This is a genomic window from Acinetobacter sp. Lyrl_1 (genome assembly GCF_051948795.1).
Taxonomy (GTDB): Bacteria; Pseudomonadota; Gammaproteobacteria; order Pseudomonadales; family Moraxellaceae; genus Acinetobacter; species Acinetobacter towneri.
The window spans coordinates 1-19,217 of the sequence record NZ_JAYJLK010000013.1 but is presented as its reverse complement, the minus strand read 5'-3'; the positions used below and the strand labels follow the sequence as shown (position 1 = coordinate 19,217).

General features: G+C 41.9%; 20 protein-coding genes. 4 read left to right on the top strand and 16 right to left on the bottom strand.

Annotated features, from left to right (window positions below; genetic code table 11):
• The 3 genes from smc to VF675_RS06235 form a co-directional block, all read right to left on the bottom strand.
• Window positions 1–3,465, bottom strand: coding sequence for a chromosome segregation protein SMC (smc, locus tag VF675_RS06245; RefSeq protein WP_179996296.1), 3,465 nt, complete (start codon window positions 3,463–3,465; stop codon window positions 1–3).
• Between the two features lie 10 nt (window positions 3,466–3,475).
• The gene (locus VF675_RS06240; RefSeq protein ID WP_004972365.1) at window positions 3,476–4,171 is read right to left on the bottom strand and encodes a GntR family transcriptional regulator; all 696 of its coding nucleotides are present in this window, start codon (window positions 4,169–4,171) and stop codon (window positions 3,476–3,478) included.
• 219 nt (window positions 4,172–4,390) lie between these two features.
• Entirely contained in the window at window positions 4,391–5,200 is an 810-nt protein-coding gene (locus VF675_RS06235; protein WP_004972366.1) for a sulfite exporter TauE/SafE family protein, read from the bottom strand.
• Window positions 5,201–5,228: 28 nt separating this feature from the next.
• Here VF675_RS06235 and VF675_RS06230 point away from each other — a divergent pair, with 28 nt between their 5' ends.
• Window positions 5,229–5,996 carry a biotin--[acetyl-CoA-carboxylase] ligase gene (locus VF675_RS06230; RefSeq protein ID WP_004972369.1) on the top strand — a complete coding sequence of 256 codons (768 nt, stop codon included), beginning with the start codon at window positions 5,229–5,231 and terminating at the stop codon, window positions 5,994–5,996.
• Window positions 5,993–6,733, top strand: a complete 741-nt coding sequence (locus tag VF675_RS06225) for a type III pantothenate kinase (RefSeq protein WP_004972372.1) — start codon at window positions 5,993–5,995, stop codon at window positions 6,731–6,733. The genes VF675_RS06230 and VF675_RS06225 overlap by 4 nt, the downstream gene beginning before the upstream one ends.
• Window positions 6,734–6,869: 136 nt before the next feature.
• Here VF675_RS06225 and ffh read toward each other — a convergent pair whose 3' ends face one another.
• Entirely contained in the window at window positions 6,870–8,279 is a 1,410-nt protein-coding gene (gene ffh, locus VF675_RS06220) for a signal recognition particle protein (RefSeq protein ID WP_096902093.1), read from the bottom strand.
• Window positions 8,280–8,418: 139 nt separating this feature from the next.
• Between ffh and VF675_RS06215 the strand changes: the two genes are divergently transcribed.
• Together VF675_RS06215 and VF675_RS06210 are read left to right on the top strand one after the other, a co-directional pair.
• Window positions 8,419–9,228 (top strand): cytochrome C assembly family protein, encoded by an 810-nt coding sequence (locus VF675_RS06215; protein ID WP_004972376.1) that lies wholly within the window; start codon window positions 8,419–8,421, stop codon window positions 9,226–9,228.
• Window positions 9,229–9,544: 316 nt separating this feature from the next.
• A complete protein-coding gene (locus VF675_RS06210) occupies window positions 9,545–10,480 on the top strand; it encodes a tRNA dihydrouridine synthase (protein WP_026438289.1) in 936 nt (311 codons plus the stop codon).
• A 331-nt stretch (window positions 10,481–10,811) separates the two neighbouring features.
• On the opposite strand, the gene VF675_RS06205 is transcribed toward VF675_RS06210, so the two are convergent.
• From VF675_RS06205 to vapC, 12 genes are all read right to left on the bottom strand, one after another.
• Window positions 10,812–11,879, bottom strand: a complete 1,068-nt coding sequence (locus VF675_RS06205; protein ID WP_440204947.1) for a DUF1176 domain-containing protein — start codon at window positions 11,877–11,879, stop codon at window positions 10,812–10,814.
• Between the two features lie 146 nt (window positions 11,880–12,025).
• Window positions 12,026–12,367 (bottom strand): YegP family protein, encoded by a 342-nt coding sequence (locus tag VF675_RS06200; RefSeq protein ID WP_004972386.1) that lies wholly within the window; start codon window positions 12,365–12,367, stop codon window positions 12,026–12,028.
• 240 nt (window positions 12,368–12,607) lie between these two features.
• Window positions 12,608–12,949 carry a zinc ribbon domain-containing protein YjdM gene (locus tag VF675_RS06195; protein WP_004972388.1) on the bottom strand — a complete coding sequence of 114 codons (342 nt, stop codon included), beginning with the start codon at window positions 12,947–12,949 and terminating at the stop codon, window positions 12,608–12,610.
• Window positions 12,950–13,042: 93 nt separating this feature from the next.
• Entirely contained in the window at window positions 13,043–13,408 is a 366-nt protein-coding gene (locus VF675_RS06190; RefSeq protein WP_004972391.1) for a DUF488 domain-containing protein, read from the bottom strand.
• A gap of 115 nt (window positions 13,409–13,523) precedes the next feature.
• Window positions 13,524–13,901: a ribonuclease E inhibitor RraB gene (locus VF675_RS06185; RefSeq protein ID WP_004972392.1), complete on the bottom strand. Its 378-nt coding sequence runs from the start codon at window positions 13,899–13,901 to the stop codon at window positions 13,524–13,526.
• A 185-nt stretch (window positions 13,902–14,086) separates the two neighbouring features.
• Complete coding sequence (locus VF675_RS06180; RefSeq protein WP_416652842.1) at window positions 14,087–15,019, bottom strand: DUF4041 domain-containing protein; 933 nt, start codon at window positions 15,017–15,019, stop codon at window positions 14,087–14,089.
• A 281-nt stretch (window positions 15,020–15,300) separates the two neighbouring features.
• The gene (locus VF675_RS06175; protein ID WP_104853295.1) at window positions 15,301–15,966 is read right to left on the bottom strand and encodes an RluA family pseudouridine synthase; all 666 of its coding nucleotides are present in this window, start codon (window positions 15,964–15,966) and stop codon (window positions 15,301–15,303) included.
• A gap of 165 nt (window positions 15,967–16,131) precedes the next feature.
• On the bottom strand, window positions 16,132–16,845 hold the full coding sequence (locus VF675_RS06170) for an SIMPL domain-containing protein (RefSeq protein WP_440204946.1): 714 nt from the start codon (window positions 16,843–16,845) through the stop codon (window positions 16,132–16,134).
• A gap of 119 nt (window positions 16,846–16,964) precedes the next feature.
• A complete protein-coding gene (locus VF675_RS06165) occupies window positions 16,965–17,216 on the bottom strand; it encodes a DUF6868 family protein (protein WP_004972400.1) in 252 nt (83 codons plus the stop codon).
• Window positions 17,217–17,781: 565 nt separating this feature from the next.
• The gene (locus VF675_RS06160) at window positions 17,782–18,354 is read right to left on the bottom strand and encodes a DUF4126 domain-containing protein (protein ID WP_096901555.1); all 573 of its coding nucleotides are present in this window, start codon (window positions 18,352–18,354) and stop codon (window positions 17,782–17,784) included.
• Between the two features lie 107 nt (window positions 18,355–18,461).
• Window positions 18,462–18,605 carry a zinc ribbon-containing protein gene (locus VF675_RS06155; protein WP_096901556.1) on the bottom strand — a complete coding sequence of 48 codons (144 nt, stop codon included), beginning with the start codon at window positions 18,603–18,605 and terminating at the stop codon, window positions 18,462–18,464.
• Window positions 18,606–18,735: 130 nt separating this feature from the next.
• A complete protein-coding gene (gene vapC, locus VF675_RS06150; protein WP_440204945.1) occupies window positions 18,736–19,155 on the bottom strand; it encodes a type II toxin-antitoxin system tRNA(fMet)-specific endonuclease VapC in 420 nt (139 codons plus the stop codon).
• Window positions 19,156–19,217: the final 62 nt, after the last annotated feature.

Genomic DNA, 19,217 nt, shown 5'->3' with positions numbered 1-19,217 from the left:
TTATGCCTCCGCGACTAGGCCGTATTCTGCGGCTTCTTCTAAATTTACGGTTACTAATTTTGAGGTTCCCGGTTCAGGCATGGTAACACCTAAGAGGTCGGTTGCCATCGTCATAGCAAGTTTATTATGTGTAATGTAAATGAATTGCACTTGTTCAGAAAGTTCTTTTACTAAATTACAAAAGCGCCCCACGTTAGCATCATCTAACGGTGCATCAACTTCATCGAGTACGCAAAATGGCGCTGGGTTTAAACGGAAGATTGCAAAAACCAAAGCCAAAGCTGTCAGTGCTTTTTCACCCCCTGAAAGTAAGGCCAAAGAACTGTTGCGCTTACCCGGTGGACGCGCCATCAATTTCACCCCAGATTGCCAGTCATCTTCCAAGCTCAGACTCGCTTCACCGCCATTAAAGACTTTAGGAAACAGCTCCTGCAATTCGGTATTCACCTGATCAAAAGTGTTCATAAACAGTTTACGAGTTTCCTGATCAATACTTTTCATTGCCGCCTGCAACTGAGAAACAGTATTTTCCAAGTCTTCAATTTGATGGCTTAATTCTGCAAAACGGGCAGATACTTCTTCATATTCTTCCGAAGCCGCCAAATTGACCGCACCCAATTTATCAAACTGTTGCTGTGCTTTCGCCAGTTTTTGTTGATGCGCAGCGACATCAATCTGTAAACCTGTGATGATCTCGCTGTTTAAATCTTTTAACTGTTCAGAATAATGCTGATAGTCCGACTTTGCCGATTGCCATGCCAAGCGCTTTTCTTCGAGTTTGGCACGTAATTGTTCATCTTGCTGCTGTTGCTGCTGCCGCTGTTCGGTCAGTTGCTGCTGCTTGGACTGCACACTGTTCAATTCCACTTGCCATTCCTGCCAAGTTTTTTGCAGCTTTTCAGTCTGCTGCTGCTGCTCTGAAAACTGAGTTTCCAAGTCAGGCAATTCCAACTGAACAGGATCGACAAACTTTTTGGCTTGTTCCATTTGCGCCACAATTTGTTGATATTGTGCTTTTAAGAAAGTGGCATCTTTTTCTAACAGTTCAATTTGCTGCTGAGTTTGTACCGCTTGACGACGTAACAGATCCACTTCTTGTTGCTGCTGCTGAAACTGTTGCTGTGAACTATCCAGCTGCTCATTCAGCTGCTCGACCTGAAATTGCAAGATTTTATACTGCGGTAAGGCTTGCTCAAGTTTAAAAGCCAAAGCATGCAAATCAATTTCCAGATCATCTTTTTGCATGGCATCTTCTTCAAGCTGCTCATCTAATTGTGCCAATTGATGCTGTAATTGCTGTTGCTGTACTGCAAAAGCCTGTGCCGCACTTTCGGCTTTCGCCATTTGCACATCTAGCGTTTGCAAGGCTTGCTGTTGCTGTTTGAGCTGTTGCTGTTGTTGCTGCAATTGCTGCTGCAACTGTTTTACCTGTTGCTGCAATTCAGGCAGTTGCTGTTCTGCTTGCTCATATTGTGGCAGTTGCAACGCCAACGCCTGTTCAATTTCATCCAAGCGAATCCGATGGCTTAATGCCCCTTGCCCTGCCTGTGCCGCTTCATCATAAAACAGCCCGATTACCCAGTCTGCTCCCACATGATAACCATCTAAACTAAGGATAGACTGCCCTGCTTGTAATTGCACTTGCAATGCCAAAGCCTGCGATAAACTTTCTGTAATTGCGACACTTTGCCACAAGCTACTTTGCGGTGAAGCAATCCAGTCACTGAGCGACTCACACCCCGAAAGCTGTATTTTTGATGTTTTTGAATCTACAGCCAAATGAATTTTTAGCTGACGTGCGCGGCTGTCCTGAAATTCAATATCTGCTTCTACCACCTGCGCAGATAACCATTTAGCCAAGAACTTTTCAATTAAATTGGCATGTGGTTTCGCCACATCTGCAAGTTGTAATACTTGCATCAACTGCACCACATCGGTTTGGGCTTTTGGACTTTGCTTAATGAGCAATTGATTGAGGTTTTTCTGTTCTGACTGCAAAATCTGAATCTCAGATTTTAAGGTCGCACACTGTGCTTTGTGCTCATTATAGTTGGTCTGCAACGTGGCGAGTTGCTGAGTGCTGTCTTGAATATTCTGTTCTAGTGTTAGCATTTCAGCCTGCAAGCGGGTCTTTTCGTCTTGCAGTTGTTGCATTCCCTCTTGCTGATCTTGCGGCTGAATTTGTGCAAACTGCTGTGTCAGGGTTTGTTTTTGCTGTTCAATACGGCTGATATTTTTGGCTAACTGCTCACTTTGCGCCTGCATGTGCACATGCTTTTGTTGTTGCTGTTCTACTTGCGCTTTGACTTGGGCATATTGTGCAGCTTGGGTTTGTTGCTGTGCTTTTAAATCCTGAAATTGCTGGCTCTGCTGCTGCGCCAAATGATCTTGCTGCTGTAGATTTGCCTGTTGGTTTTCTTGCTGATCGACCAAACTCTCTAGCTGCAATTCAATCAACTGCAAACGCTCTTTGGTTTGTGCTTTTTGCTGTTCAAGCTGCGATAAAGTCGCGGTATTTTGCTGAAACAAACTTTGTTTTTGTTCCAAAGTCATTTTCAGTTCAGCCAGTTTCTTTTCTGCCTGTTGCCATTCTTGCTGTAGCGGTGTCGATTGCTGAATCAAACGCTGAAACAACTCACTGGTCGCAGTTAAGTCATGTTCCAAAGTAGTCAGCTCAGAGCGCACCAATTTAAAACTTTCCCCTAACTCATTCATACTCAGGGTATATTCTTGCTGTAAACGTGCACTTTGTTCACACTGAAAAGACAACACTTCGACTTTAATGGTGCGAATTTCGCTCTCAAGCGCTTTGTATTGAATTGCTGTTTCTGACTGACGTTTTAAGGTTTTTAATTGCGATTTTAGTTCTGAAGCAATATCTTCCAAACGCGCCAAGTTCTGCGTGGTGTGATCCAAATGCAGCATGGTTTCACGACGACGCGCCTGATAACGTGACACGCCTGCCGCTTCTTCAATAAACACCCGCATTTCTTCAGGTTTAGCATCAACCAAACGATTAATCATGCCCTGTTCAATAATTGCATAAGAACGCGGGCCTAAACCTGTACCCAGAAAAATATCGGTGATGTCACGACGACGACACTTGGTTCCATTTAAAAAATATTCAGACTTACCATCACGGTTGACCTGCCGACGTACCGACAGTTCATTATAGGCGTTATAAGCACCGCCCAATTTGCCATAGGTATTGTCAAAACGCAGTTCAACACTGGCTACACCTACAGGTTTGCGTTTGGCAGTTCCTGTGAAAATTACATCCTGCATACTGCCGCCACGCAACTGGCGCGCACTAGATTCGCCCATCACCCAACGAATGGCGTCAATCACATTGGATTTACCACAACCATTCGGCCCCACCACAGCGGTACGGTTGGCTTTAAAATGTAAGGTCGTACTGTCGGCAAAAGATTTGAAGCCAGAAAGTTTTAAACTGCTTAAACGCATAATGTCCCAATTAACGGCGTGAACGTCTTGCCCATGCAAGCTCGATCTGTTTCATACGGGTCAGAGATTCCAACACCAAGTTGCGCAAGTGTCGGCAAAAATCTTCCATAAATAAAGTGGCTTGTTGTGATTTTCTGCTTAAAATTGCATCACTCACCAGTTTAAATAATTCAAAAGATTCTTGTAACTCCCGACGCGAAGTATTTAAGGTCAAAAAGTAACTGCGTCTTAACGATGGCAATAACTCTTGATAGAACTTCATTAAATATAAATTTCCCACCATATCAGGCTGCCGTGCCAGATATTGAAAAATTAAATCATAAAACTTTTCAGTATTGCCCAAGCGACATTGCTCTGCCAGTTGCAGCAAAAGTTGTTGTAAGGCTTCGGCTTCATGCATTCGCCACGTGTCCGCAATACGCTGCACAATATAACCCAATAACAAACTGCTGCTGTCAAACAAAGCTCGGACTTGCTGTGCCGACATTTCCGACACAATTGCACCACGACGTGGAAAAATTTCAATCAGATGAGTACGTTGCAATAACAACAGCGCTTCACGTACCGAACCACGACTCACGTCCAGTTCTTTGGCGATGCGCAATTCCTGAATACGCTCACCTTCAACCAAATCACCGCTAATAATCTGTTCTGCGATGTGTCGGGCAATTTGTTCCGATAAACTTTCTGATTCTTGTTGTTGCATACTGTTCCTATCTTGTTTTTATAAGATGCAGTGATGAAAATTCGGAGCTACTCTCATTTAAGACATCTCAGGATCATCCTTCGACTGCAAGCATAGCTCCGATACAAGCATCTTTCTTTTTACTGCGAAACAGATCACAACGCCATGACATTGTCCGACAATTTCATGGCGCTAGAGCCAATTTTACATGGCTTAAAACAAAGAAAATAGCGACTCAACTTAGAAAAATACTCGCATACCCTGATATACAAAATAACAGCCAACGGTGGTCAGCAAGCAGGCAAAACATTTTTTCAACATCGCTGGCGATAACAAATGTGCCACTTTCGCACCAACTTTGGCAGTAATAAAGCTCATCACACTAATGCCTATAAATGCATAAATGTGGATATAACCAATGGTATTGGGTACTGCAACTTCGGCTTGCTTACCAAACCACATAAAGCCTAATGCGCCCGCCACCGCAATTGGCAAACCACAAGCGGCTGAGGTTGCTACCGCTTTTTGCATGACCACGCCGTAACGGTTTAAGTACGGCACTGTTAAACTGCCACCGCCAATCCCAAAAATTGCAGAGGCAATGCCAATCCCACCGCCCGCCATGACTTGCTTTGCAGTTGAAGGCAAATGATGTGAAGGATCAACCGCAATATTTGCGCCTCTAAACATCTTAAAAGCCACCCACAGTGCAAAACCGCCAATTAATAATTGTAAGCCTTGCCCCGAAAGGAAATCGGCAATACCTGCACCAACAAATGCACCCACAATTAAACCAGGCGCAAGATTACGAAATACAGGCCACATCACCGCACCTTTTTTATGGTGTGCCGTAACTGAGCTGATCGAAGTTACAATAATGGTTGCCAATGATGTCCCCACCGCCATGTGCATTAACACCGATGGGTCATAATTGAGTTGAGTGAACACAATATATAAAATTGGCACAATAATTAAGCCGCCGCCCACGCCAAACAGCCCTGCTGCAAATCCAGCAATTGCACCAATCAATAAATATATGATTAACTCCATAAATATATTCCACTATTTGTAAATTCGTATGGATGTAGAAACCCGACAACTGCAACAACAACTCACAGAAGCAGGACAGCTTCCAGAAGTACTCATCCTGAAGCCGATTACCACTTCCACCAATGATGATGTACGGGAAATTGCACAAAAAGGTGTGCAGAGTGTCTTGGTATGCAGTACCAGACAAACGCATGGTCGAGGACAACGTCAACGGCAATGGGTATCACCCGAAGGGAACATCTATTTAAGCACATTGCTAAATTTACGAACACCTGTAAATGGGCGTTTGGCTTTAGAAATTGCGTTAAATATCTTGCAAATGCCGAGTCTACAGGCGCTGAATCTACAAGTAAAATGGCCAAATGACTTATACAGCCCGCAAGGCAAATGGGGCGGCATCTTAATTGAGCCAATTTCTGCACAGCAAGTCATTGTTGGGGTTGGGCTTAATCTTGCACCTGTCAGCTCAGCAGTTATTGATCAAAAAACCACATCTTTAACCGAACTGGGTTTGGTATCTATTGATCGTGTGCGCCTGATCGCAGAGCTTTATCTTGCCATTCAACAAGCCTGCGACTGGTTTAATCACGATTGCTATAATTTGGCATCTCGCTTCAATCATCATGCCGCATTTATGCAACAACAAGTTGAATTTGAACATTTTAAAGGTACTTGTCAGGGTACTTTTTTAGGCATTCAGGATGATGGCGCAGTGCAAATTGAAACGGCACAAGGGCTTGAAGTTTTTTATCAGGGACGTTTACGCCCTATCGATCATGCCGAGTCATCTTCATGAAAAATTTATGGCTAGATATTGGTAACACCCGCCTGAAATATTGGGTCACAGAACAAGACCGCATCATCGAACATGAAGCAGAATTGCATTTGCAATCTCCTGCCGATTTGTTGCTGGGTTTGATTCAACACTTTAAAAGTCTGAATGTGCATAAAGTAGGCGTGTCATCGGTACAAGATCAGAAGAATAATCAACGCATTCACTTGATTTTAAAAACCCTGAATGTGCCTGTGATTTATGCCAAAGTGCATGCAGATTATGCAGGTTTGCATTGTGAATATGATATTCAACAACTGGGGATAGATCGCTGGCTGCAAGTGCTTGCCGTGGCAAATGACCCACAAGAAAATTATTGTGTCATTAGTTGTGGTACGGCGCTGACTATTGATTTGGCGGATGGACTGACGCATTTAGGCGGCTATATTTTACCGAACTTATATTTGCAACGTGATGCACTGATTCAAAACACCAAAGGCATTAAAATTCCCGATGCTGCATTTGATGAACTCACCCCAGGACGCAGCACCATTGATGCTGTTCATCATGGTATTTTACTCGGCTTGCTCAGCACCATTGAGCATGTAATTCGACAGTCACCACGTAAACTGATTTTAACGGGTGGCGATGCACCGCTGTTTGCCAAATTCTTGCAGCAATATCAACCGCAAGTCGAGCAAGATTTATTGCTCAAAGGTTTGCAGCGTTATATTCAATATGCAACCCATGAAGTGCACTAAAAACCAAACATTGCTCCATCTACGCTGATAAATCTTTCGGTGTAGCTGTCATCTACGAATAAAGAACAACAAAAAAGCAGGCGCATTTTTATGCGCCTGCTTTTTTAACACTTTGATTCTAAGATGTTTTTAACAATTATTTCTTGGTTGGGTCGTTGCCACCAAACAATGGTCCCATACCGCCGCCACTGAATTGCTTTTGTAAACCGCCCAGTGAACGCATCATTTTTGCCATGCCCGATGGATTGGCAAATTTTTTCATCATTTTTGCCATTTGTGCATGTTGCTTGATCAACTTATTCACTTCTGACACATCCATACCACAACCCGCAGCAATACGTTTTTTACGGCTTGGATTCATCAGGTCTGGGTTACGACGCTCTTTGATGGTCATCGACTGGATAATCGCTTCCATCTTTTTCACTTGCTTTTCAGGATTGGCTTGCGCAATTGCATCTTGAATACCTGAGTTGCTCATGCCAGGCAACTTGTCTAAGAAGCCCATCATGCCGCCCATTTTATTCATTTGTTCAAACTGCATCAGCATATCTTCAAAGTTGAAGCTGCCGCCTTTTTGCAGTTTTTTCGCCATTTTTTCGGCTTTTTCTTTGTCGATTTTACGTTCAACTTCTTCGACCAAAGACAGCACGTCACCCATGCCCAAAATACGTTGTGCAACACGTTCTGGGTGGAATGGCTCTAGGGCATCGAGTTTTTCACCCATCCCCAAGAATTTAATTGGTTTACCCGTAATCGCACGAACTGAAAGTGCTGCACCACCGCGCGCATCACCATCAGTTTTAGTAAGGATTACACCTGTTAATGGCAAGGCATCATTAAAGGCTTTGGCTGTATTTGCCGCATCCTGACCCGTCATGGCATCGACCACGAACAAGGTTTCAGTCGGTTTAATCGCTGAATGTAATGCCTTGATTTCATCCATCATGTCATCATCGACGTGCAAACGACCTGCAGTATCGACAATTAACACATCAGCAAACTGAATTTTTGCCTGTTCGATGGCACGGTTGGCAATATCGACAGGGTTTTCATTGGCATTTGAGTCAAAGAAAATTGCGCCAACTTCGCCTGCAACCGTTTGTAGCTGTTTAATTGCCGCAGGACGGTAAACGTCGGCAGACACCATCGCCACTTTTTTCTTTTGACGTTCTTGTAAGAAACGTGCCAATTTTGCTGCAGTGGTGGTTTTACCCGCACCCTGCAAACCTGCCAATAACACCACAACTGGTGGCTTGGCAGCAAGGTCAAGGCTTTCATTGGCCTCGCCCATCATTTTTGTGAGTTCGTCATAGACAATTTTGACGAACGCCTGACCAGGGGATAACTGAGTCATCACTTCCTGACCCAATGCCTCTTCCTTAACTTTCGCGATGAATTCACGAGTTACAGGTAACGCCACATCGGCTTCAAGAAGTGCCATACGTACTTCACGTAACGTATCTTTAATATTGTCTTCGGTTAGCTGCCCTGAGCCAGTAACATTTCTTAAACTCTGCGTGAGTCGTTCTGTTAAGGTATCAAACATTGCAAATTCCGCTTAAAATAGCCATTAGCAAAAAAATGTTTCTTTAAAATAGAAAATTTATGCACAAGATGCTATAGGATACTGTAGTTCGCATCGAATTTATATAAATGAATATTCATCATCCTGAAAAAGGTTTGACATGATCAGTCTCCCCTTGGTTTATACGATTTTAGCATTAATCGCTTATACCAGTTCTTTTTGGTATTTATTTTCACATTTAATGTCTAAACGTGCGCCAAATCACTGGTTTATTCGTTCTCTGCTCAGTTTGGGCTTATTGCTGCATGCTGCCGTGTTGTATAACGATATGTGGACGCCGATGGGTGTCAACTACAACGTGTTTAACCTAATGTCATTTACTGCGGGTTTAATGTTGTTATTGAGCTTGCTGTTCAGCAGTTACCGACCTGTAATTGCGCTGAACCTGATTGGTATTCCTGTAGCAGCAGTGGGTTTAATTGCAGGTTTTTCATTCAGCCAACATAATTTATTTATTAACCAAAACTCGATTGGTTTAGATATTCATATTATTTTATCGCTGTCTGCTTATGCCGTATTGTTGATGGCGACCATTCATGCCGTGCTCATGTGGTTTCAAAACCGCGAACTGAAAAACAAACAAAAACGTCGGGTTTGGGTAAATTTGCTGCCGTCTTTGCAAGATATGGAATCTTTGCTGTTTGATATGTTGATTGCAGGTTTTGCCTTACTCACAGTCGCACTAGGTTTTGGTTTCTTTACGGTAGAACATTTCTTTGCACAGCATTTAGCACATAAAACTGCCTTTAGTATTATTTCTTGGTTTGTCTATGGGTCGTTGTTACTTGGGCGTTATAAGTTTGGCTGGCGTGGACAAAAAGCGATTCGCTTTACCATTATTGGCTTCTTTTTATTGGCGCTCGGTTTTATTGGTTCTAAATTTGTGTTGGAAATGATTTTGAGTAAGTAAGGTGTTTTTATTTTGCTCATTCAAAGTGTAGGATGATCAATTATTTAATAGCATAGTCGAGGGGGAATGGGCTGTTTAAATTAAGCCAATCATTTAAATGATTTCTAACGATGTAAGAACTCAATTAAAAGATCTGGTCTAGGATGCACATCAACTGCATGGACTAGATAAAACTTGAGATACAGATCACTGTGTCAAATAAAACAGCTTAAATACCAGAACCTTAGCTACAACCACTTCAATTCAAAACCCTTTTCCTAGACAACCCACAGAAAAAAACGTATAACTCCACTTTTGTTTGAACTGGCAGCATCTTGTGAAACTGATTCTTGCACCCATGGAAGGCTTAACCGACCCCATCATGCGTGATGTAATCACGTCTGTAGGCAGTTTTGACTGGTGTGTAACAGAGTTTATTCGGGTCACAGACAGCATTTTGCCAGACCATATCTACCACACCTATTGCCCAGAACTACTCACCAATGGCAAAACTGCGGCAGGTACGCCTGTGCATGTTCAGTTTTTGGGGAATAATCCTGAAATGTTAGCCGCCAATGCAGCCAAAGTTGCGGCTATGGGTGCACCTGCAATTGATATGAACTTTGGCTGCCCTGCCAAAACAGTCAATCGGCATCGTGGCGGTTCAGTTTTACTCGATGAACCCGAAGTAGTATATGAACTGGTTAAAGCGGTTCGCGATGCCGTTCCTGCTCATATTCCAGTTTCCGCCAAAATGCGTCTAGGCTATATGGATCGGAACTTCATGCTAGAAAATGCGCACGCCATTGAAGATGCAGGCGCAGCATGGGTTACAGTACATGCACGTACCAAAGCCGATGGCTATACGCCTCCCGCATTTTGGGATCAGCTACGTCCTATTCGTGAAGCCTTGAAGATTAACGTCATCGCCAATGGTGAAATTTGGAACAATGCCGATGCCAAACAATGCCAGTTAGAATCGGGCTGTGAAGATTTGATGATTGGTCGTGGTGCGGTCACCACCCCAGATTTGACCCAATGTATTCGTCAAAATTCAGACCTGCCTTTGCTGAGTTGGCAAGATTTGCTGCAACTACAAATTCGCTTTATTCACGGCCCTGCCAAAACAGAAATTGGGATGCTGGGACGTTATAAACAATGGCTCGGCATGATGTCGAAACATTATCCCGAAGCCAAAGCTTTGTGGGATGAAATCAAGCGTCTGAAAAAGCTGGATGAAATCATTGAAAAATTAGTCGCGCACACGACTTAAACATTGAATCCATCAAACTCAAGCTTCATCTAAAAAATTTCAGCTTTTATTAGGGTCTGCTGACAATTCGTCTATGTTTGCGGCGATGCATATTTTTTAGCTGATATAAGGCATGGGACAGGAAATTTAGTCATTCTAAATGACTGGCACATAACGCAATAGCAGCAAAAAATATGCTCGCCCTGAAAGGCTGTGGCTAAAACTTTCTCAGATTGTGCTATGAAACTTAGCAATAGTCTCGCTATTACTTGCGTTTCATGCCTAATCTGCTCAGTTTTAGCCTACAGCGCAAGCCATTTATGAAATGTCAAAAGCCCCTAGTGAATATCGGCTATTCAACCTTGCTGACAAAGCTTGGCATTTCCCATGCACTGCCTGCAAAACCTTTGCATTGTCTTGCATCGAATTGATAGCTTTTGACAAACTGCTGACCATTCCACGCCCACTCAATTTGACTGAAACAATCGCCAATTCCACGCCCTTTTTGATAGGCAAAAATCTGTCCATTGCTAAATTCTGAAGCAGAATCAGTTACAAATTGCTGTATCTTTTGCAGTTTTTTATCCATAATCCAATAAGCCACACCCCAATTATAAGCCCCTCGCCAACAGCTTGCCTCAACCAACACGCTATCTTGATTTAAGGGATAAGTATGAATCTGCTGTTCTGCTTGTTCAGGTTCAAACAGCATATAACAATCTTCACGATCTACGGTTTTTTGTAAAATTGGATATAACTTTTCTGCACTGGCCGCGGTAAGCACCTGTGCTTTGGCGGTTCGGTGTTGAGGCTGCATGAGAATGTTAATTTTAGGCATCGCTTGCGCTTTTAAGACCTGCGTGGATGCTTGATTGCCTTTTGCCAATATTGCGGAGTCTGTACCCACACGTTTTTGAAATTCATCCATTTTTAGCAACACTGCACTCATGCCTGCATCAGACAATTTCCAGCGTTGTTGACCATGTTTCAACTCGATCACTGCATGCTGACGCGCCTGTGCCAACAGCTTTTGCACACTGGCAGCAGATAAATTGGCGATACTTTCATGAAAGTTTAATTGCTGCAAAGCGCGTTCATTTAAAAATAAAGTGGCTTGAGCAATATCCTCTTGAATTTGCAATTGTCCTTGTACAGCAGTCTTTGCACCTGCTTGACGGGTCAATAACATACTGATCGGTTGTTCAAAATCATCATCGGCTTGGTAGCCTGCAGCACGGCAAGTTCCTGTATTATCACAGGCCAACTCCCAATCTTGATGCTGAAAATACAGTCCTTGCAAAGCAGTCAGCTGGCTTGAAGCAATCGTTTTTTCAGTAGTGATTGGTACTGCAAAAATATTAACACTACCCAACAAACCACTGATCGCTAGCAATATTTTTAGATTGCATCTGAAATTCATGATCTTCACAACTCCTGAAATGGTCATCTATAATTCAATGGCTCAATCAAAGCGAAATTTAACGCCTTGCCTATTTAGCTCAATAAAAAAGCACGCCGCAGCATGCTTTCCTAATGCAATTGAACATCAAGATTTAATGTAAAAAATTACGATTCCTGCGTTAAATCCTTGACCGTGGTGCTTGCGCCATTGGTTTTCACTGACTCAATTCCTTTGTCACGCGATTGTTCAGAAGTATAGAGCTGACTCGTACCAATAATCTGATGGTTGGCAGCTTTTAAATTAAAATACGGCTTATCATTCTTAGATGTCAGTCGATCATAACGCCCATCATCCTGACTGTTCTTTTGTACCGAAGCGATGCCATTTTTTGCCGATGCTTTCGCCTTATACTGTTCACTGGTTAAGATAATTTCGCCATTCCCTGCTTTAAGTACAAAGCGATACTGACCATTGCTTGCTTGTGAAATCTCAAACCATCCTGATATACTTGCCCCCAGTTTTCTTATGAGTGGTGAAGTGTGTTGTTGAATGATGCTAGGCTTTAAACTGCCTAAAAATTATTCTTTTCACTTAAAATATAAAGGACTTAGGCACAAGAAAACAGTATTAATTTTGTACACTCTTAAAGTTATTGTTGCTCAATTTGAATACTAAAATACTTTTATAAACTCCATAAAAAAGCGCAGGCAACTCAAGTCGCCTGCGCTGTTGAAATCTGCTTAAACTTAAGCTTTTTTCACATATTCAGATTTTAATTTCATAGCCCCCATGCCATCAATCTTACAATCAATGTCATGACCATCTGCTGCATCTGGAATTAAGCGAATATTTTTCACTTTCGTTCCCACTTTTACAGCAGCCGAAGAACCTTTAATTTTCAGGTCTTTAATCACAGTCACCGTGTCGCCATCTGCCAACACGTTGCCGTTTGCATCTTTAATCACAGCAGCAGTTTCTTCTAGCTGTTCCCCTTCTTTCCACTCATGTGAGCATTCAGGACAAATCAGTAGGTCGCCATCTTGGTAAGTGTATTCTGATTGGCATTTTGGGCAATTTGGCAAAGACATAAAAAACCTCAAAAACTATATTATAGCATTTTTTACTGAATTTTCATAAACTTAAAATCCTTATAAAGCACAAGGATAATCAAATAAAACTCTTTAATTGGACTGTGCTAAGCGTTGCAGCATCACCCGTTTTAATACCACTACATGATTGTGCTGCTCATCTTTAGCTGCTGTGACCAGAGTGATTTTTTGCTGCTGTGCCAGTTCACACAACGCCTGTAAAGCCTCTTCTTGCTCTGCTAATTCAGCTATATAACGCTGCTGAAACTCATCCCAATGTTGTTCAGGGTTTTGATGATACCATTTACGCAGCCCAGTCGAAGGCGTAATTTCTTTGGGCCATAAGTCAATACGAGCGCGTTCTTTACTCACACCACGCGGCCATAAGCGATCAACCAGCACCCGTGTTCCATCTGCCTGAGTCGCTTCAAGATAAGCGCGTTTCATTGCAATATCCATATTTGCACCTCTGCATCTTTTATGATGACGTCATCAGCGCCAAAGTTTTAGGCAGCAGATTATGTATCACAAATAAAAAAGCATGTGATCAACACATGCTTTTCAGATACCCGATTTAATCTTCGTAATCGTCTTCGTCTTCATCATCGTAGACGTAAGCCATACAGCCCCAGCCATCGTATTCACCGCCATGTTCTTCAGCAATTTTGCTGAACCATTGCTCTAAATCGACAATGTCTGAATACTCTGGTTCCATGTAAACATAAATGGTAATGATCCATTCAACTGCGTCAGATTCTTCATCTTGGAATAATGAAATTTTTTGTTCTTCGGCCAACAAATACAAAGCACATTTTTCAGCTTGTTCTTGTGTGGTAAAAGCGATGGAGTACTCAATCTCATGTGGCTCTGTCAGGTCATCCCCATCTTCATGCATTTGCCAAAGTACATTGCCATTATCATCATCAGGGAATTGTTCATAGTCACGTGTCATGCGAATATCCTTGTTATCTTTTTAGCCAATATATATCTGGCAAGTGACAAAATAGTGAATTCAACATAGCACAAATTTGCCCGAAGGACTCAATTTTCATTTCGTTATACACTGACTTTAGTCTGAAACACCCAAAAGCTTGCTTTTACATGACACTACAATTGCTTTAAGCATTTGCAGCCAGTTTAATTTGTGGCATCTGACAAGATGCTTTCCTGTTTAAATGCCAACAGTAAAGCAGCAAACTTTAATTCTTCTTGTCGAAGTGTTAAGTAAGAGTCTAGAATTTTTGCGTGTCCAAATGCAGCCGCATAATGATTCAGCAAAGTAAAATCATCCTGCAAAGCTTGAAGCGATTCAGCCAGATTATGTTCAGTCAGCTGCGCCAAATATAAATCTGCTTTACTATTAAATGCTTGAGCCAGCAAAGTCACTGCCGCTAGACGGCGTTGCTCATCGACAAAAGCACAATGCGCAACTTCTTGATTTTTGACCGCATCTTGAATCTTGTGTCGTACTTGCTGCAGGTGTTGTGCTGCATCACTATAGCCATAACCTTCAATCAGATCATCCAATAGCTGCTGTGCAGGCAACTGAAAAGCAGGCGTATGATGTTCAATTTTATGATACAGCGCGGTCATAATCTGTTCGAGTTGCTGACGTTCTTCAACCAAGTTATAAAAAGCACCCAATTGATCTTGTGCTGTTTTAAGCGTTTTGGCTTTGGTTTTTTGCTCATGCTCGGCTAAAAAATCTCGGACTTTTTCAACTTGTTGCTTGCACTGCTCCCGCGTATTTTCCGCTTCGGATTTAATCATTTCTACAAACATTTCTACTTGTTGACGACGTTCTAATACATATTGCTCAACGTCTAAAATATGTTGATAGTGCTGCAAGGTTTCTAAACGATCTTTTAAACTGCCTATTTCGATGCGTAGCATGGTGAGCTGATGCTCTAATTCATTACTTTCTAACTCATCGGACGCTAAATTGGAGCGAGTGCGGTCTAAATTGCTTTGTAAAGATTGAATGCTGGCAGACAACTCACGGCGACGCTGAGATTGCCAAAAAATAATCACCACCAAAACAATAATGATTGCACCCAATATATACAGCATATAACTTCTCCCACCCGCATTGGTCTGCCATATTTTGAAAAACCATCTTCAGTTTTTAAAGACGCTTTCTAACCCGCTTTGACAGCCCACCACACTCAAAAACACAAAGTTTTAAAACAGCGAGTTATTCACATCCTTTATTTATGCCAAGGCAAATGAATAACGACAGCTCTAAGGATACGTTAGCGAGTTAGCGGCACGAAGACTATCCCAATTTTTGAGTATTTTCACAAAAAAATTGAAAAATATGCGCCTGTTAGAAAAATTGAATCCAAAAATCTCTAAAAAGGAAGCTGTGCCCGAATTGCAACAGGAATTTGGCTTAACGGTTGCGTAAAAGCCAAATAACTAGCATGCAGCGCCATCCGACCTAAAGTGCTTTTTTTCGGTTCAGGATGATATAACTTATCGCCTGTAATGGGATGTCCAATATATTGCATGTGTACTCGTAACTGATGTGAGCGCCCTGTAATCGGGGTGAGCAATACACGGGTAATATCTTCAACCGCACAATATTCCAAAGCCTGATACAGCGTTTGCGCAGGCTTGCCTAAATCGAAATGCACAATTTGGCGTGGACGGTTTTCCCAATCGGTAATTAAAGGCACATCGACACTGCCCTCACCTTCAAGTTTGCCTTGAATTAAAGCAATGTAGTTTTTTTCTACTGTTCGCGCCTGAAACATTTTACTCAATGCGACTTCTGCATCACGATGCTTGGCAAACATGAGAATACCTGAGGTGGCCATATCTAAACGATGGGCAATTTTTGCCTGAGGATAATCTGCGAGTACTCTTAAATATGCGCTGTCCTGATGTTCGGGCAAACGCCCAGGCACCGACAATAAACCTGCGGGCTTATCAATCACCAATAAATCGTCATCTTCATAGACAATTACTAAGGGATCTTGTGGAGGTGCATAAATAAAGTTGTCGTTTAAAGCCATGAACATACAGCATACAAAGCGGTGCGGGCAAAATATCAAGCACAGCCCGAACTGTCAATTCAGTCGGGCGATGTACTTTTTAGTGTAAAGATTTAGATTTTGAATTGGCTGAGTCTGCCAAGCTTAATCTGTCAAACTTAGTCTGCGAAACTTAGTCTGCGAAACTTAGTCTGCTAAATAGTATTCCACCGTAGACACCACACGTACTTTTTTCAAATATGGCGTGTTGCTGTCACGATCTTCAATACTAAATACACCCTGATTGGCTGATTTAATTTTACCTAGACGACTGTCAGAATCTGCGGCAAATTTTTCTGCAACACTGCGGGCATTTTGTGTGGCTTGCTCAATCATGGCAGGTTTAATGTCATTTAGTTGTGTATATAAATATTCGGTACGTTGCCCGTAATCTTCACCACCAAAGGCAATTCCATTTTTGCCTAAATCGACCAAACGGCTTTGTGCGCTGCGCACTTTATCAATATTTTTGGTATAGACCGTAATGGTTTGATGTGCGGTATAACGCAAAGCAACATTGCCATCGCCACCATATTGCTGGGCGTATTTATCGGTAATTACAGGAGCAGCAATGGTGATTTCTTCAGGACTAAAACCTTCATTTTTTAAAAAGTTTTGAATCTGGGATGTTTGGCTTTGCATGGTGTCGTACAGCGCGGCCAAGTCTTGACTGGCGCTACTAAAACGAATTGGCCACACCGCGACATTGGCTTTTACTTCACGTTCAGACAAACCTTTGACTGAAACCACACGCTCATATTGTTTAATTTTGAGTGCGCTATTGCCCAATATCCAACCTGCGAGCACCATTCCCAAACAAATTAGACCGCCTAAAATCAATGCAGGTTTAAATTGATTCATGTTTGCCAACTCCTCAAATTGCGGGCTTTTCGCCTCTATTTCAATGACCGTGTGTTTTTAATGTACTGTCTAAAGCGGTTGTTTCTATGCTTTTCGATGCTTGTTTATAGAGTTTTAAATTAAGGTCGCATCATATACAGCGCAATGAGTGGCGCAATATTCAATAGCAATACCCCAATTTTATAGACTGCCATGCCGCCATAATGAATGGCATCAAAACTTGCATCTGACAATTTGAACCATCTGCCATGTAACTGTCGCAGCCAGTCATGCGCGAAAATCACCACCACAAACCACAGCATTAAAATGGCATAGTTAATGAGTGCGCAGGTCAGTAATAAACGACACCAAAAATCGTAATCAACACTCATATCACACCTAATTAGATGTAGATGATCATTGCAAATTAACAGATTTGAATGAAAAATTTGATGGGAGTTTTGTAGCAGAAAGATGGTTTAAAATTCATTTAAGTTTTTATTTTATCTGGATTTTATTTACTTGATCTTGTTTTAGTTTTTATATTTTTAACAATATTCTTTAGGGTGTTAGGGAAAACAACTGTGGTTTACTTCAACTATCATGCTGGATAAGCCATGATCTTATAGCCTATAAACTTCTGGTTTATAGCGTCCTAAGCCGAATCGAGACCTTTTGGGTAAGTACTACACGCACGTTGTACGCAACTGGTAGCAATCTACTCTTTTCGATCCCCATCACACCCTTGAGATATATAGTAGTGATTTGAGGATGGGATTGTTTCCCCGAAATGATTTTATTTTGATTAATTTTTAAAATTTTTATCACTTTTTAAGTCATATTTTAAAAAATTTTCCAAATAGACATTTTTTATGCACTTAAATCATCAAATAAAGCTCAAATATCAAATTTATTACCATGCTTGTTTTTAAAATATTTTCAAACTGACCCAAAAACCTATGTTGAGGATTCAACAACTTTCTTTTTGCCTCGAATCCAGCGAATTGCCCAAATTAAAGTCAGGAGCACCACAAAAACCACCAATACAGGCACAATGAAGGACAACACTGAAAGTACGGCAGCCCCAATCCACTCTCCTGTAGAAATCACAGGATTTGCAACACCGCCTGTGGTTGCGGTTGATACACCACGTGCCGCAACTGTACTCATTTGCACCACACCTGCTGTTCCACCACCGACAATAATGGCAGAAGCCCAACTGGCAAATTGCGACATTTCGCCACTGCTTACAGCCATTGTGGTGAGTGTACCTGCAATCATGGCGGCAGGCGTTGCAACGGTATCGAGTAAGTTATCAACCCACGGTACATAATACGCAGCAATTTCACTGATTGTTGCCACGGTCAAAGCCAGACAAACAGCAGGCATCGCCAACCATTCAAAACCTTTTAAGGGTTCAAACCAACCCATGAGCGCGGCAACACTCATAACCAATAAAGGTACGAAAACCCGAAAACCACTGGCAGCACTTAGCCCAATGCCGACACATAAACCGAGTATTGTTTCCATGTTGTACCTCATTGCCTTGGGTTTTCTTTAGGTAAAATAGCAAAAAGCCCCATCGGGTGATAGGGCTTTAGATTAAAAACAGGATCAGCTGTTTTAAGTCGTGTAGCTTAGGCAACCTTGTTGTTATATTCGGTGCCATGGCATTTGGTACACGGTGGTAGACGGTCTGTACCAATTTCTAAGTAAACGCGATGCCCGCATTGGACACAAAAATAGAAGCCTGTTCCTGGTTTATCACCTGCAGTTACCATCTTTGTTCTCCGTGTGGTTTAGAAATGGTCAATCCAGTATATCTATTCTGTGATGATTGTCTATTGTCCATTTTGACGGGTGATGAGGGCAGTTGGGCGAAGGATGATTTTTATAAAAAATCTAACTCAATTACAAAGGATTAGATACCCAGTTTTCGACTTTTAATCCATCGACACGAGTAAATTCTTTTTCGTTATTGGTGACCATGACCCAATGATTTGCACGTGCATGTGCTGCTAACCATAAGTCATTTTCGCCAATGATCTGCCCCTTAGATGCAAAGTTCTGGCGTATTTCTGCATAATGGTGTACAACATTTTCATCCAATTCAACCACTTGAATCATTGATGTTAATTCATCTATGACTTTTAAAGCCTTTTCTTTATGTTGACTTTTTTCTGCACCAAAACGTAATTCTCCCAACGTAATGACAGAAATTAATATATTTCGATGCGGAAGATGTTTTTCAAAATACTGACGCACAATTTCAGGTTGGTATTTAATAATGTAAATACAAATATTTGTATCTAATAAATATTGTACTTGCATTAGAACATTTCCCGTTCTTGATGCGGCAGATCTTCTCTTTCATCTGCATAAAAGTCATTTGG

Bases quoted from the DNA above. Each gene is read 5' to 3' on its own strand.
- smc (WP_179996296.1), bottom strand. From the start codon at position 3,465: ATGCGTTTAAGCAGTTTAAAACTTTCTGGCTTCAAATCTTTTGCCGAC.
- VF675_RS06240 (WP_004972365.1), bottom strand. From the start codon at position 4,171: ATGCAACAACAAGAATCAGAAAGTTTATCGGAACAAATTGCCCGACAC.
- VF675_RS06235 (WP_004972366.1), bottom strand. From the start codon at position 5,200: ATGGAGTTAATCATATATTTATTGATTGGTGCAATTGCTGGATTTGCA.
- VF675_RS06230 (WP_004972369.1), top strand. From the start codon at position 5,229: ATGGATGTAGAAACCCGACAACTGCAACAACAACTCACAGAAGCAGGA.
- VF675_RS06225 (WP_004972372.1), top strand. From the start codon at position 5,993: ATGAAAAATTTATGGCTAGATATTGGTAACACCCGCCTGAAATATTGG.
- ffh (WP_096902093.1), bottom strand. From the start codon at position 8,279: ATGTTTGATACCTTAACAGAACGACTCACGCAGAGTTTAAGAAATGTT.
- VF675_RS06215 (WP_004972376.1), top strand. From the start codon at position 8,419: ATGATCAGTCTCCCCTTGGTTTATACGATTTTAGCATTAATCGCTTAT.
- VF675_RS06205 (WP_440204947.1), bottom strand. From the start codon at position 11,879: ATGAATTTCAGATGCAATCTAAAAATATTGCTAGCGATCAGTGGTTTG.
- VF675_RS06195 (WP_004972388.1), bottom strand. From the start codon at position 12,949: ATGTCTTTGCCAAATTGCCCAAAATGCCAATCAGAATACACTTACCAA.
- VF675_RS06190 (WP_004972391.1), bottom strand. From the start codon at position 13,408: ATGGATATTGCAATGAAACGCGCTTATCTTGAAGCGACTCAGGCAGAT.
- VF675_RS06185 (WP_004972392.1), bottom strand. From the start codon at position 13,901: ATGACACGTGACTATGAACAATTCCCTGATGATGATAATGGCAATGTA.
- VF675_RS06180 (WP_416652842.1), bottom strand. From the start codon at position 15,019: ATGCTGTATATATTGGGTGCAATCATTATTGTTTTGGTGGTGATTATT.
- VF675_RS06175 (WP_104853295.1), bottom strand. From the start codon at position 15,966: ATGGCTTTAAACGACAACTTTATTTATGCACCTCCACAAGATCCCTTA.
- VF675_RS06170 (WP_440204946.1), bottom strand. From the start codon at position 16,845: ATGAATCAATTTAAACCTGCATTGATTTTAGGCGGTCTAATTTGTTTG.
- VF675_RS06165 (WP_004972400.1), bottom strand. From the start codon at position 17,216: ATGAGTGTTGATTACGATTTTTGGTGTCGTTTATTACTGACCTGCGCA.
- VF675_RS06160 (WP_096901555.1), bottom strand. From the start codon at position 18,354: ATGGAAACAATACTCGGTTTATGTGTCGGCATTGGGCTAAGTGCTGCC.
- VF675_RS06155 (WP_096901556.1), bottom strand. From the start codon at position 18,605: ATGGTAACTGCAGGTGATAAACCAGGAACAGGCTTCTATTTTTGTGTC.
- vapC (WP_440204945.1), bottom strand. From the start codon at position 19,155: ATGCAAGTACAATATTTATTAGATACAAATATTTGTATTTACATTATT.